Consider the following 13918-nt stretch of genomic DNA (forward strand, 5'->3'; position numbering starts at 1 on the left):
GTGCGCCGTCACCCCGGCGGTTCGATGTCCTGGTTCAGCTGTTGAAGGCGGCGTCGAAGGACGCGCTGGGCGGCTCGAAGTCGAAGGCCTTCAAGCGGGTCAGCGCCTCGGGCGCCCCCTGGAGCCGGTCCATGCCGGCGTCCTCCCACTCGACGGAGACCGGACCCTGGTAGTCGATGGAGCGCAGCATCCGGAAGACGTCCTCCCAGGGGACGTCGCCGTGCCCGGCGGAGACGAAGTCCCAGCCGCGCCGCGGGTCGCCCCAGGGCAGGTGGGAGCCGAGCCGGCCGTTGCGTCCGTCGAGGCGCTTGCGGGCCTCCTTGCAGTCGACGTGGTAGATCCGGTCGCGGAAGTCCCAGAGGAAGCCGACCGGGTCGAGGTCCTGCCACACGAAGTGCGAGGGGTCGAAGTTGAGCCCGAAGGCGGGGCGCCGGCCGACCGCCTCCAAGGCGCGGACGGTCGTCCAGTAGTCGTAGGCGATCTCGCTGGGGTGCACCTCGTGCGCGAACCGCACGCCCTCGGCGTCGAAGACGTCCAGGATCGGGTTCCAGCGGTCGGCGAAGTCCTGGTAGCCGCGTTCGATCATCGCGTCGGGGGCGGGCGGGAACATGGCGACCAGGTGCCAGATGGCGGAGCCGGTGAAGCCGATGACGGTGTCGACGCCGAAGGCGGCCGCGGCGCGCGCGGTGTCCTTCATGCGTTCCGCGGCCCGCTGCCGGACCCCTTCCGGGTCTCCGTCGCCCCACACCGCGTCCGGCACGATGGCCTGGTGGCGTTCGTCGATGATGGCGTCACAGACGGCCTGGCCGACGAGGTGGTTGGAGATGGCCCAGCACTTCAGGCCGTACTTGTCGAGCAGAGCCCGGCGCCCGTCGAGATACCCCGGGTCGGAGAGCGCCTTGTCGACTTCGAAGTGGTCGCCCCAGCAGGCGAGTTCGAGGCCGTCGTAGCCGAAGTCGCGGGCGAGCCGGCAGACCTCCTCCAGGGGCAGGTCCGCCCACTGGCCGGTGAACAGCGTGAACGTACGCGGCATCGCGCGTCAGCCTCCTCAGACCGCAATCGGGGTGTAGACGGAGTTCTTCTCGGCGCTCTCCTCGACCGCCGCGAGCACGCGCTGCACCTGCAGCCCGTCGGCGAAGGAGGGTTCGGGGCGGCGGCCCTCGGCGACGGCGTGGACCAGGTCGCGGGCCTGGTGGACGAAGGTGTGCTCGTAGCCGAGGCCGTGGCCCGGCGGCCACCAGGCGTCCAGGTAGGGGTGGTCGGGTTCGGTGACCAGGATGCGGCGGAATCCGGCCTCCGTACCCGCCTCGGTGCCGTCGTGGAACGACAGCTCGTTGAGCCGCTCCAGGTCGAAGGCGAGCGAGCCGCGCTCCCCGTTGAGCTCGATGCGCAGGGCGTTCTTGCGGCCGGTGGCGTAGCGGGTGGCCTCGAAGGAGGCCAGGGCGCCGGAGGGGAAACGGGCCGTGAAGAGGGCGGCGTCGTCCACGGTGACCTGGCCGGTGCCCGCGGACGACACCGCGGCCAGCCCGCTGGAGGCGCCGATGGGCAGCGGCCGTTCCCGTACGAAGGTCTCGGTCAGCGCGGAGACGCCCGCCAGCCGCTCCCCGGTCAGGTACTGCGCGAGGTCGATGATGTGCGCGCCCAGGTCGCCGAGGGAGCCCGAGCCCGCCTGCTCCCTGCGCAGCCGCCAGGTCAGCGGGAAGTCCGGGTCGACGAGCCAGTCCTGGAGGTACGTCACCCGCACGTGCCGCAGCCTGCCCAGGCGGCCCTCGGCGACCATGCGGCGGGCCAGGGCGGTGGCCGGCACCCGGCGGTAGTTGAAGCCGACCATCGCCACCTGGCCGCGTGCGTGTGCCTCTTCGGCGGCGCGTTCCATCGAGGCGGCTTCCTCGACGGTGTTGGCGAGGGGCTTCTCGCACAGGACATGCTTGCCGGCGGCCAGGGCGGCGAGGGCGATCTCGGCGTGGCTGTCGCCGGGGGTGCAGATGTCGACGAGGTCGATGTCGTCCCGTTCGACTAGGGCACGCCAGTCGGTCTCGGTGGACGCCCAGCCGTGCCGGTCGGCCGCTGCCCGCGCCGCGGCGGCGTCCCGCCCGCAGATCGCGGCCTGCACCGGGTTCAGCGGCAGGTCGAAGACACGGCCCGCGGTGCGCCAGCCCTGCGAGTGGGCGGCGCCCATGAAGGCGTAGCCCACCATCCCCACGCGCAGGGGTGGCTTGCCCGCCTCCTCGGTCCCTTCTGACTGCTGCTGCGGCTGTCCCATGTGGGAGTCCTCCTCGTCCTGGTCGGGGTCGCGCACGTGGGGGGTGCGGGGGCGAAACCGGTCACTGGAAGCCGGTGGGCATGTACTGGTCGACGTTGGTCTTGTCGACGACGGCCGAGTAGAGCGTGATCGACGCGGGGATCTCGAACTCGGCCATGCCGCCGATGCCCTTGCCCTGGCCGAGGGCCCGGGCGAGGTCGATCGCGGAGGCGGCCATGGTCGGCGGGTAGAGCACCGTCGCCTTGAGCACGCCGTCGTCCTGCTTGATGGCCTGGAAGGCGGAGAGCGCGCCCGCGCCGCCGACCATCAGGAAGTCGTCGCGTCCGGCCTGCTCGATGGCCCGCAGCGCGCCGACGCCCTGGTCGTCGTCGTGGTTCCACAGCGCGTCGAACTTCGACTGGGCCTGGAGCAGCTGGGCCATCTTGGCCTGGCCGGACTCGACGGTGAAGTCGGCGGCCTGGCGGGCGACCTTCTTGATGTTGGGGTAGTTCTTCAGGGCGTCGTCGAAGCCCTTGGTGCGCTGCTTGGTCAGCTCCAGGTTGTCCAGGCCCGCCAGTTCGATGACGCGGGCGCCCGACTTGCCCTTGAGCTTCTCGCCGATGTAGTGCCCGGCGTTGAGGCCCATGCCGTAGTTGTCGCCGCCGATCCAGCAGCGGTAGGCCTGCGGGGTGTTGAAGATCCGGTCGAGGTTGACGACCGGGATGCCCGCGCGCATCGCCTTCAGCCCGACCTGGGTGAGGGCCTTGCCGTCGGCGGGCAGCACCACCAGGACGTCGACCTTCTTGTTGATGAGCGTCTCGATCTGGCCGATCTGCTGGGCGGTGTCGTTGGAGCCCTCGGTGATCTCCAGCTTGACGTCCGAGTACTTCCCGGCGCGCTCCTTGGCGTTGTCGTTGATGGCGTTGAGCCAGCCGTGGTCGGCCTGCGGTCCGGCGAAGCCGATGGTGACCTGCTTGCCCGGCTTGTCGTCGGCGGCGGGCTGGTCGTTCCCGGCCGGCTCGTCCTTGGAGTCGGAGGGCTCGTTGCTGGTGCAGCCCGTGAGGAGGGCACCGGCGGAGACGGCGGCGGCCCCGAAGAGCAGTCCTCTGCGGCTCGTGATCTCTGTCATGGCGGTGAACCCTTTCCTCAGGTCGTGCTCGCGGTACGGCGCTGGACCAGCACGGCGGCGACGATGATCGCGCCCTTGGCGATCTGCTGGACGTCGCTCTGCAGGTTGTTCAGGGCGAAGATGTTGGTGATCGTGGTGAAGATCAGGACGCCCAGCACGGAGCCGGTGATGGTGCCGCGGCCGCCGGTGAGCAGGGTGCCGCCGATGATCGCGGCGGCGATGGCGTCGAGTTCGTAGAGGTTGCCGTTGGTGTTCTGGCCGGAGCCGGACAGGACGATCAGCAGGAAGGCGGCGATGCCGCAGCACAGGCCGGACAGCAGATAGAGGTAGAGCCGCTGGCGGCGTACGTCGATGCCGGCGAGCCGGGCGGCCTCCGGGTTGCCGCCGACGGCGACGGTGCGGCGGCCGAAGGTGGTGCGGTTGAGCACCAGCCAGCCGATGACCGTCACGACGGCGAAGACCATGACCAGGGGCGGGATGCCGAGGATGTAGGCGTCGCGTTCGCCCAGGTCGAGAACGGACGGCACGGTGACGATCTGGGTCTTGCCGTCGGTGATCTGCAGGGCGAGGCCGCGGGCGGAGGCCAGCATGGCGAGGGTGGCGATGAACGGCACCATCGCGCCGTAGGCGATGAGCACCCCGTTGACCAGCCCGCAGCCGACTCCGACGACCATCGCCGTGAAGAGGATGCCGGCGAAGCCGTACTCCTGGGTGGCCACCGTCGTCGCCCAGACGGAGGCGAGGGCGACGATCGCGCCGACCGACAGGTCGATGCCGCCGGAGACGATGACGAAGGTCATGCCGACGGTGACGACGCCGATCACGGAGGCCTGGGTGAGGACGAGTTGCAGGTTGCGGGTGTCGAGGAACTCGTCGGGCTTGGTGATGCCGCCGATGAGGATCAGCGCGGCGAGCACGCCGAGCAGGGAGAGGGTGCGGACGTCGGCGCGGAACAGCAGGCCGCGCCAAACCGGGGGCTGGGCCTGGGGCACCTTGTCGGTGCTGCTGTCCCGCGGCGGGGAGACGGGCTGCGTCATGACGCCGGGCTTCCTTCCATGACCAGGTCGAGTACGCGGTGTTCGTCGAGTTCGCGCGCGGGTGCCGTGTGGACGACACGGCCCTCGCGCAGCACCAGGACGCGGTCGGCGAGGCCGAGCACCTCGGGCACCTCGCTGGAGACCAGCAGCACGGCGAGGCCTTCGTCGGCCAGCCGGCGGACGACGGCGTACAGTTCGGCGCGGGCGCCGACGTCGACGCCGCGGGTGGGTTCGTCGAGCAGCAGCACCTTGCAGCCGCGCAGTAGCCAGCGGGCCAGGACGGCCTTCTGCTGATTGCCGCCGGACAGGGTGCGCACGGGCACGGACGGGTTGTCCGGCCTGAGCGACAGCTCGCGTGTCGCGGCCCGGGCGGCACCGAGTTCGGCGCCCCGGTCGATCCAGCCGCCGCGCGAGAAGCGGGACATGGAGGAGACCGACACATTGCGGGTGACGGACTCCAGCATCAGCAGGGCCTGGGCCTTGCGTTCCTCGGGGGCCAGCCCGAGCCCGGCGCGGACGGCGGCCCGTACGCTGCCCGGCTTCAAGGGCCGTCCGTCGACCAGTACCTGACCGGACGTCGGTTTCCGGGCCCCGTAGACGGTCTCCAGGATCTCGGAGCGGCCCGAGCCGACGAGTCCGGCGAGGCCGACGATCTCGCCCGGCCTGACCTCCAGGTCGAGGGAGTCGAACTCCCCTTGCCTGGCCAGGCCTTGGACCCTCAGGACGGGTTCGCCGGGCGGCGGGGAGACGGGCCGGTCGGGGAAGACGTACTCGACGTTGCGGCCCGTCATCAGCGCGACGACCTCGCGGGTCGGTGTCGACTTCGCCGGGAGCCCGTTCGCGACGGCCCGCCCGTCCTTCAGCACGGTGACCCGGTCGCCGATGCGCCGGATCTCCTCCAGACGGTGTGAGATGTAGACGACGGCGACTCCTGCGGCGGTGAGATCGCCGACGATACGGAAGAGGTTGTCGACCTCGTCCGGGTCGAGGGCGGCGGAAGGCTCGTCCATCACGATGAGCCGCACGTCGTGGGAGAGCGCCCTGGCCATGGACACGATCTGCTGCTGCGCGGCCGACAACTCCCCGACCAGGCGGGCCGGATCGACCTCGGGGTGCCCGAGTCGTTCGAGCAGGGCGGCGGTCGAGGCCTTGGCCGCCTTTCCGCGTACGACGAATCCGGCGGTGGTCGGTTCGTGGCCGAGGTGGACGTTCTCGGCGACCGACAGATGCTCCACCAGGTCGAGTTCCTGGTAGATGGTGGCGATGCCGAGGCGCATGGCGGCGATCGGCGAGCGGAGGGTGACCTCCTCGCCGCGCCAGCGGAGGCGGCCGGTGTCGGGCTGATGGGCACCGGCCAGGACCTTGATGAGGGTCGATTTGCCCGCGCCGTTCTGGCCGAGCAGGCAGTGCACCTCACCGGCCTGGACGTCGAGGTCGACGCCGTCGAGGGCCCGGACGCCGGGGAACGACTTGGTGATGCCGGACATGCTGAGCAGCGGTGGTTCTGGTGCCATGAGGTCCCCTTGGCGGGCGTGCGGGCCGGTTTCAGGGCAGGGCGGAGCGCGGAGCGGGGAACTGTGCGGTGCGCGGTACTGGTACGCGGTACTGAACGGTGCGCTTACGCGGGTGAGAACAGGTGATCGCTGATGAGCCGGGCCGCGCCGATGACACCGGCGGCGGGTCCCAGCTCGCCCAGGACGATGGGCAGATTGCCGGTCGCCAGCGGCAGCGACTGGCGGTAGACCTGGGTGCGGATCGCGGCGAGCAGCGTGTGGCCGAGGCCGGTCACCCCGCCACCGATCACCACCAGACCCGGGTTGAAGAAGCTGACCAGGCCGGCGATGACCTGGCCGGTGTGATTGCCGCCCTCGCGGATCAGGTCGAGTGCGGTGGCGTCGCCCGCGGCGGCCGCGGCGGCGACGTCGACGGCCGTGAGACCGCCGTTCGCCTCAAGACGCGACGCCAGTTCGGCCGAAAGTCCCTGCTGGGCGGCCTCCGTGGCGTCGCGGGCGAGGGCCGCCCCGCTGAAGTGGGCCTCCAGGCAGCCCCGGTTGCCGCAGGCGCAGGGCCTGCCGTCGGACACGGCCTGGATGTGCCCGATGTCGCCGGCGCTGCCCGTCGTACCGCGGTAGACCTCACCGCCGACGACGATGCCGCAGCCGATGCCGGTGCCGATCTTGACGCAGAGGAAGTCGGCGACGGTGCGGGCGACGCCCGCGTGCTGCTCCCCCATCGCCATGAGGTTCACGTCGTTGTCGACCATGACCGGGCAGCCGAGTTCCTGGCTGAGCGCCTCCCGCACGGGGAAGCCGTCCCAGCCGGGCATGATCGGCGGTGCCACCGGGATGCCCTCGGGGAAGCGGACCGGGCCCGGGACGCCGATGCCGGCGCCGTCGAACCCCTCCGCGAGCCCGGAGGCCTTCAGTTTCGCGGCCATGGCCAGGACCTGCTCGAAGACCGCGACCGGGCCTTCACGTACGTCCATGGGCTGGTTGATGTGGCCGAGGGTCTCCAGTTCGGCGTTGGTGACGGCGACGTCGACCGAGGTCGCGCCGATGTCGACGCCGAGGAAGCGCAGACCGGGGTTGAGCCGGATGTTGTGGGAGCGACGGCCACCGCGCGAGGCGGCGAGTCCGTCGGCCACGACCAGCCCCGTCTCCAGCAGCCGGTCCACCTCCACGGCGAGCTTGGACCGCGAGAGGTCGACCTGGTCGCCCAGCTGAGCCCGGGAGTTGGGGCCGCCGTCGCGCAACAGCGTGAGCAGTCGGGCCTGGTGGGCGTTTCCAGGTCGTGCGGTCATACGTCTCACGAGCCCCTCCCCGCCTCTGTCGGCCTGTGCGCGCCGGTTTTCCGCCACCTCAGTGGCTTGCTTTGGGAGGGAAACGTAGCAGCGGCTGCCGGAGGTGGGAAGAAGTCGCGCAGGAATTGCCCCCGACTTTTTCCACTCACAGGACAAAGGCGGGGGCGGGAGTCGAGGGGGACGGGAGTTGCTGACAGCCGCTGAGGGCCCTACGAACGCGCCCGCGCGTGGTACGACCGCCGCGTGTGCTCGGTGTGTTCGCGCATCAGCTGCGTGGCCCGCTGTTCGTCCCGGTCGGAGATGGCCGCGATCAGTTCGCGGTGTTCGATCCAGGACTGGTGGCCGCGCTGCCGGGCCACCGGCGTGTAGTACCAGCGCACCCGCCGGTCGACCTGGGCGGCGAGTTCGGCGAGGACCGCGTTGCCGGCGAGCTCCATGATCTTGGCGTGGAAGCGGGCGTTCATGGCGACGGCGCCGTCCACGTCATCGGCCTCGACGGCCTGCTCGCCCTCCGCGCAGAGGGTTTCCAGGGCGGTGAGGCCGGCGCTGTCGGCGTTGGCCGCCGCGAGCCGGGCCGCCTCGGCCTCCAGGAGCGTACGGACCGTGAGGAGCTGGTCGGCCTCCTCCTCCGTCGGCTCGTGCACGAACGCGCCCTGGGCGGGCCGCAGATCGACCCACCCCTCGGTGTTGAGCCGCTGCAGCGCCTCGCGCACCGGCTGCCGGGAGACCCCCAGATGCCCGGCGAGTTCGCTCTCGACGAGGTGCTGGCCGGGCTGGAGGGCGCGGGTGGTGATGAGTTCGAGGAGTGCCTCGTAGACGCGGTCACGCAGCGGACCCGGGCGTTCCAGCTTGGGTACCGCCCCCTGGGGCAGGCCTGTCGACAGCATCGCGGTCCCCCTCCTCGGCAGGGCCGTGCACAGCGCGGCGGCTACCGGTGTCGCCGCAGAGTCAGTATCGATTGTCTTTCGTCTACAGTCTACGGCGCACAAAGGCCAGGGATTCCGGCAGTTGGCCGCGTCACACCCGGGCGGCCGGAGGGCTCAGGGGCAGCGCACGACCTGTCCCGCGTACGACAGGTTCCCGCCGAAGCCGAACAGCAGAACCGGGTCACCGGAGGAGACCGCGCCCTGTTCGACGAGCTTGGAGAAGGCGAGCGGGATGCTCGCGGCGGAGGTGTTGCCGGACTCGGTGACATCGCGCGCGACGACGGCGTTCACGGCACCGATCTTCTCGGCGAGGGGTTCGATGATGCGCAGGTTGGCCTGGTGCAGGACGACCCCGGCGAGGTCGGCCGGCTCAAGACCGGCCCGCTCGCACGCCCGGCGCGCGATGGGCGGGAGCTGCGTGGTCGCCCAGCGGTAGACGCTCTGCCCTTCCTGGGCGAAACGGGGCGGAGTGCCCTCGATCCGCACCGCGTGGCCCATCTCGGGCACCGAGCCCCACAGCACCGGCCCGATGCCGGACTCCTCAGCGGCCTCGACCACCGCGGCCCCGGCCCCGTCCCCGACGAGCACACAGGTGCTGCGGTCGCTCCAGTCGGTCACCTCGGACATCTTGTCGGCCCCGATGACCAGCGCACGGCTCGCTCCCCCCGCGCGGACGGTGTGGTCGGCGGTGGCCAGGGCGTGGGTGAACCCGGCGCACACGACGTTGAGGTCCATGGTGGCCGGGTGCGGCATGCCGAGGCGGGCCGCGACCCGGGCCGCCATGTTGGGCGAGCGGTCGACGGCGGTGGAGGTGGCGACCAGCACCAGGTCGATGTCGGCCGGGGCGAGGCCGGCCGCCGCGAGGGCCTTGGCGGCGGCGTGGGCGGCCAGCTCGTCGACCGGCTCGTCGGGCCCGGCGATGTGGCGGGTCCGGATGCCCACCCGGCTCCTGATCCACTCGTCACTGGTGTCCACCAGGCCCGCCAGGTCCTCGTTGGTGAGCACCTTGGCGGGCTGGTAGTGGCCGACGGCGGCGATGCGCGAGCCGTTCATCTGGGTGGGTCCCCCTCGTTGCCTTGGGTACGGGACCCACCAGTCTGATCAGTGACTCGCGGGTACGACGGCAGCCAAGGCAACAGGAAACGGGCGCCAGGCTTGTCAGCTTCGGTCAGGAGCCCGGACGCCCGGACACCTGTCGAATGCCGGGACCCGGCGCCGCCACGGGCCTCATCCGGTGAACAGCTGTGCCGCCTTCCGGACGAGCTCGTACAGCCCGTAGGCGAGCGGTACGCCCACCCACACCCAGGCGAAGGCGATCAGCCACCGCCGGTCCGGGCTAGGCGGACTCTGACTGCTGCTGGACACGATCGGCCTCCTTCGGCTGCGGGGCGTGATGGCGGGGGTCGACGGGCCGGACGAGCTCGTTGGCGACGAAGCCGACGACGAGCAGGCCGATCATGATGACGAAGGACAGTCCGTACAGGGACGCGCCGTGCCGGCCCGCCTCCTCCTGCCGGTCGGCGATCCAGTTCACGATGAGCGGCCCGAGCACACCGGCCAGGGACCAGGCGGTGAGCAGCCGCCCGTGGATGGCGCCGACCTGGTAGGTGCCGAACAGGTCCTTGAGGTACGCCGGGATCGTCGCGAAGCCGCCGCCGTAGAAGGAGAGGATGACCAGCGCGCAGAGGATGAACAGCGGCTTGGAGGTGTCGCCGAACAGGGCGATGAGCGCGTACATCAGCGCGCCCACGCCCAGGTAGACGCGGTAGATGTTCTTGCGGCCGATCAGGTCGGACGTCGACGACCAGCCGATGCGGCCGGCCATGTTCGCCGCCGACAGCAGGGCGACGAAACCGGCGGCGGCCGTCGCGGACACCGGTGTGGAGGTGTCCGCGAAGAAGTCCGTGATCATCGGTGCGGCCTTCTCCAGGATGCCGATGCCGGCGGTGACGTTCATGCAGAGCACGAGCCACAGGCACCAGAACTGCGGGGTGCGGATGGCCTGGTTCGCCGAAACCTGCGGGCCGGTGGGGGCTTGTCGCGCGGTTCCCCGCGCCCCTGGGGCATGACGCGGAACCCGGACCAGGAGCACACCCAGCAGCATGAAGACCGCGTACGACAGCCCGTGCACCAGGAAGGCCAGTGCGATGCCGGAGCTGTCGCTGCCGAACGACTCCAGCATCTGCGCCGACCACGGCGAGGCGATCAGCGCACCGCCGCCGAAGCCCATGATGGCGATGCCGGTGGCCATGCCGGGCCGGTCCGGGAACCACTTGATCAGTGTGGAGACGGGCGAGATGTAGCCGATGCCGAGGCCGATGCCGCCGACGAAGCCGTAGCCGAACACGATCAGCCAGTACTGCTCGAGGGACGCGCCCAGCGCGGAGAGCAGGAAGCCGGAGGAGAAGCAGATCAGGGCGACGGTCATCGCCCAGCGGGGGCCGTTGCGTTCCACGAGCGTGCCGCCGAACGCGGCGGACAGGCCCAGCATGACGATGCCCAGCTGGAAGGGCAGCGCGCTCTGTGTGCCGCTGAGGCCGAGCGCGGACTCGAGGGGCGGCTTGAACACGCTCCAGGCGTAGGCCTGGCCGATGGAGAGATGTACGGAAAGAGCGGCGGGCGGAACGAGCCAGCGGCTCCAGCCCGGGGGCGCGACTGGGGGACTCATGAATCCCGGACGGTAGGCAGTCGCAAGGGAGTTGAGAAGGCGGCGCGTCGACCGTATGCGGTGAGCGGTATTCAGCATGCGCCGAACGGTCGCCGCACGGACCCTTGCCGCCCCAACCTCCATACTGTAGACAATATTTCGTCGACACAAGCCGCACGGCGCGTTCCTGAGCGGTCGTACGGCGGTCACACCTCCGCGGTATCCCTCAAACCGAACGGAGTGTTCCCGTGAAAGTCGCAGTTCTCGGCGCCGGTGCCATCGGCGCCTACGTCGGCGCCGCGCTCCACCGCGCGGGTGCCGAGGTGCATCTCATCGCCCGTGGACCGCACCTGGCGGCCATGAGGCAGCACGGAGTCCGGGTGCGCAGCCCGCGGGGCGATTTCGTCGCGCACCCCCACGCGACCGACGACCCGGCCGAAGTGGGCCCGGCCGACTACGTCTTCCTGGGCCTGAAGGCCAACGCGTACGCGGCGTGCGGGCCGCTGATCGCACCGTTGCTGCACGGGACGACGGCGGTCGTCGCGGCCCAGAACGGCATCCCCTGGTGGTACTTCCACCGGCACGGCGGCCCGTACGACGGCCACCGCGTCGAGAGCGTGGACCCGGACGGCGCGGTCAGTGCGGTGCTCGCGCCCGAACGGGCCGTCGGATGTGTCGTCTACGCGGCGACCGAGCTCGAAGAGCCGGGCGTCGTACGGCACTTGGAGGGCACGCGGTTCTCGATCGGCGAGCCCGACCGCAGCCTCTCGGCACGCTGTCTCGCCCTCAGCGAGGCGATGCGGGCGGGCGGGCTCAAGTGCCCGGTGGAACCTGACCTGCGGGACGACATCTGGGTCAAGCTGCTCGGCAACATCTCCTTCAACCCGATCAGCGCGCTGGCCCGCGCGACCATGCGGCAGATGTGCCTGCACGGCGGCACCCGCCGGGTCATCGAGATCATGATGACCGAGACGCTCTCGGTCGCCCGGGCCCTCGGCTGTGAGGTCGGCGTCTCCATCGAGCGCCGGCTCGCGGGCGCCGAGCGGGTCGGCGACCATCGCACCTCCACGCTCCAGGACCTGGAGCGCGGCAAACCGCTGGAACTCGACGTACTCCTCGCGGCGGTCGTCGAACTGGCGGATATCACCGGCGTGGAGGTGCCCACCCTGCGCACCGTGCACGCCATCTCGGACCTGCTCGCGCTGAGGAGCGCCGCATGAGGAAACGGCAACCGAAGACCTACACCCGGCTGACCCACCCGCTCGTACGTGACTCCCGCGACGAACCCTTCCGGCAGGCGAGCTGGGAGGAGGCCCTGGACCGGGCCGCCCGGGGCATCGCCCGGAGCCGCGGCGCCTTCGGGATGTTCAGCTGCGCCCGCGCCACCAACGAGATGAACTACGTGGCGCAGAAGTTCGCCCGGGTCGTCATGGGCACCAACAACGTCGACTCCTGCAACCGCACCTGTCACGCCCCGAGCGTGGCCGGCCTGTCGGCGGCGTTCGGCTCGGGCGGCGGGACGTCGTCGTACGAGGAGATCGAGCACACGGACCTGATCGTGATGTGGGGCTCCAACGCCCGTTTCGCGCACCCGATCTTCTTCCAGCACGTGCTGAAGGGGGTCAGGAACGGCGCCCGGATGTACGCGGTCGATCCGCGCCGGACCTCGACCGCCGAGTGGGCGGAGAGCTGGCTCGGCCTCAACGTCGGCACCGACATCCCGATGGCGCACGCGATCGGCCGCGAGATCATCCACGCGGGGCTGGCCAACGAGGCGTTCATCGAGCGGGCGACCACCGGCTTCGAGGAGTACCGGGCGCTGGTCGAGCCGTGGACGCTGTCGCTCGCCGAGAAGGTGACGGGTGTACCGGCCGCGGCGATCCGCGAGCTTGCGCACGCCTACGCCCGTGCCGAGCGCGCCCAGTTGTGCTGGACCCTCGGCATCACCGAGCACCACAACGGCACCGACAACGTCCGCGCCCTGATCAACCTGTCCCTGCTCACCGGTCATGTCGGCCGCTACGGCTCGGGCCTGCAGCCCCTGCGCGGGCAGAACAACGTGCAGGGCGGAGGCGACATGGGCGCGATCCCCAACCGGCTGCCGGGCTTCCAGGACATCCTCGACCCGGACACCCGGCTGAAGTTCGAGTCGGCCTGGGACACCGTGATCCAGCCGTACTACGGCCTGAACCTCACGGAGATGTTCGAGGCGATGGAGGACGGCGGCCTCAAGGCCGTGTACTGCATCGGCGAGAACCCGGCCCAGTCGGAGGCGGACAGCGAGCAGGCCGTACAGCGGCTGCGGCAGCTGGACTTCCTCGTCGTCCAGGACATCTTCCTCACGAAGACGGCCGAACTCGCGGACGTCGTCCTGCCGGCCACCGCCGGCTGGGCGGAGACCGAGGGCACGACCACCAACAGCGAGCGGCGGGTGCAGCGTGTCCGCAAGGCCGTCACCCCGCCCGGTGAGGCCCGCGAGGACATCGACATCATCTGCGACCTCGCGGCCCGCCTCGGCCACGACTGGAAGTACGCCGACGCCGAGACCGTGTGGAACGAGCTGAGGTCCGTCTCGCCCGACCACTACGGCATGACGTACGAGCGTTTGGAGGAGCACCAGGGCATCCAGTGGCCCTGCCCCAGCACGGACGGGCTCGAGCCGACCTATCTGCACGGCCGGTTGTGGGATCCGGACCCCGCCGGGCGGGGACGGCCGGCTCCCTTCGGGATCGTGCAGCACGACCCGCCCGTGGACCTCACGGACGAGCGCTACCCGATCCGGCTGACCACCGGACGGCGGCTGGACTCCTACAACACCGGTGTGCAGAGCGGCGGTTACGCCTCACCGCTGCGGCGCGGCGAGTTCATCGAGCTGTGCCCGGAGGACGCCGAGCGCTACGGGGTCGTGGTGGGTGAGCAGGTCCAGGTCACCTCACGGCGCGGGTCGGTGACCGCGCCCGTGTGGGTGGACACCGCGCTGCGGCCCGGACTCGCCTTCATGACCATGCACTTCCCCGACGAGGTGGACACCAACGCGCTGACGATCGAGGCGAACTGCCCGATCGCGGGGACGGCGGAGTTCAAGGCGTCGGCGATCCGGATCGAGAAGCTGCCCATCGCGACCATCGTGGGGTGAC

12 protein-coding genes are annotated in these 13918 nt (G+C 70.8%); 2 read left to right on the top strand and 10 right to left on the bottom strand.

What is annotated here, in order from left to right:
• Positions 1–34 precede the first annotated feature (34 nt).
• From AC07DF_RS35530 to AC07DF_RS35575, 10 genes are all read right to left on the bottom strand, one after another.
• Positions 35–1033: a sugar phosphate isomerase/epimerase family protein gene (locus AC07DF_RS35530; RefSeq protein ID WP_382486637.1), complete on the bottom strand. Its 999-nt coding sequence runs from the start codon at positions 1031–1033 to the stop codon at positions 35–37.
• 15 nt (positions 1034–1048) lie between these two features.
• Positions 1049–2263: a Gfo/Idh/MocA family protein gene (locus AC07DF_RS35535; protein WP_478980693.1), complete on the bottom strand. Its 1215-nt coding sequence runs from the start codon at positions 2261–2263 to the stop codon at positions 1049–1051.
• Between the two features lie 61 nt (positions 2264–2324).
• Complete coding sequence (locus AC07DF_RS35540) at positions 2325–3371, bottom strand: substrate-binding domain-containing protein (RefSeq protein ID WP_478980696.1); 1047 nt, start codon at positions 3369–3371, stop codon at positions 2325–2327.
• Positions 3372–3388: 17 nt separating this feature from the next.
• Entirely contained in the window at positions 3389–4408 is a 1020-nt protein-coding gene (locus AC07DF_RS35545; RefSeq protein WP_478980698.1) for an ABC transporter permease, read from the bottom strand.
• Complete coding sequence (locus tag AC07DF_RS35550; protein WP_478980700.1) at positions 4405–5922, bottom strand: sugar ABC transporter ATP-binding protein; 1518 nt, start codon at positions 5920–5922, stop codon at positions 4405–4407. Before AC07DF_RS35550 ends, AC07DF_RS35545 begins: the two co-directional genes overlap by 4 nt.
• Positions 5923–6026: 104 nt before the next feature.
• Complete coding sequence (locus AC07DF_RS35555; protein WP_399016471.1) at positions 6027–7208, bottom strand: ROK family transcriptional regulator; 1182 nt, start codon at positions 7206–7208, stop codon at positions 6027–6029.
• 209 nt (positions 7209–7417) lie between these two features.
• Positions 7418–8095 carry a GntR family transcriptional regulator gene (locus AC07DF_RS35560; RefSeq protein WP_478980703.1) on the bottom strand — a complete coding sequence of 226 codons (678 nt, stop codon included), beginning with the start codon at positions 8093–8095 and terminating at the stop codon, positions 7418–7420.
• A gap of 153 nt (positions 8096–8248) precedes the next feature.
• Entirely contained in the window at positions 8249–9187 is a 939-nt protein-coding gene (locus AC07DF_RS35565; RefSeq protein WP_478980705.1) for a beta-ketoacyl-ACP synthase III, read from the bottom strand.
• A gap of 174 nt (positions 9188–9361) precedes the next feature.
• The gene (locus AC07DF_RS35570; protein ID WP_478980788.1) at positions 9362–9502 is read right to left on the bottom strand and encodes an MFS transporter small subunit; all 141 of its coding nucleotides are present in this window, start codon (positions 9500–9502) and stop codon (positions 9362–9364) included.
• Positions 9471–10802, bottom strand: a complete 1332-nt coding sequence (locus AC07DF_RS35575; protein WP_478980707.1) for an OFA family MFS transporter — start codon at positions 10800–10802, stop codon at positions 9471–9473. Before AC07DF_RS35575 ends, AC07DF_RS35570 begins: the two co-directional genes overlap by 32 nt.
• 227 nt (positions 10803–11029) lie before the next feature.
• On the opposite strand from AC07DF_RS35575, the gene AC07DF_RS35580 reads away from it, so the two are divergent.
• Together AC07DF_RS35580 and AC07DF_RS35585 are read left to right on the top strand one after the other, a co-directional pair.
• Positions 11030–12001, top strand: coding sequence for a 2-dehydropantoate 2-reductase (locus tag AC07DF_RS35580; protein WP_478980709.1), 972 nt, complete (start codon positions 11030–11032; stop codon positions 11999–12001).
• Entirely contained in the window at positions 11998–13917 is a 1920-nt protein-coding gene (locus tag AC07DF_RS35585; RefSeq protein ID WP_478980711.1) for a molybdopterin oxidoreductase family protein, read from the top strand. The genes AC07DF_RS35580 and AC07DF_RS35585 overlap by 4 nt, the downstream gene beginning before the upstream one ends.
• Position 13918 lies beyond the last annotated feature (1 nt).

The organism is Streptomyces sp. NPDC044719 (genome assembly GCF_056433405.1).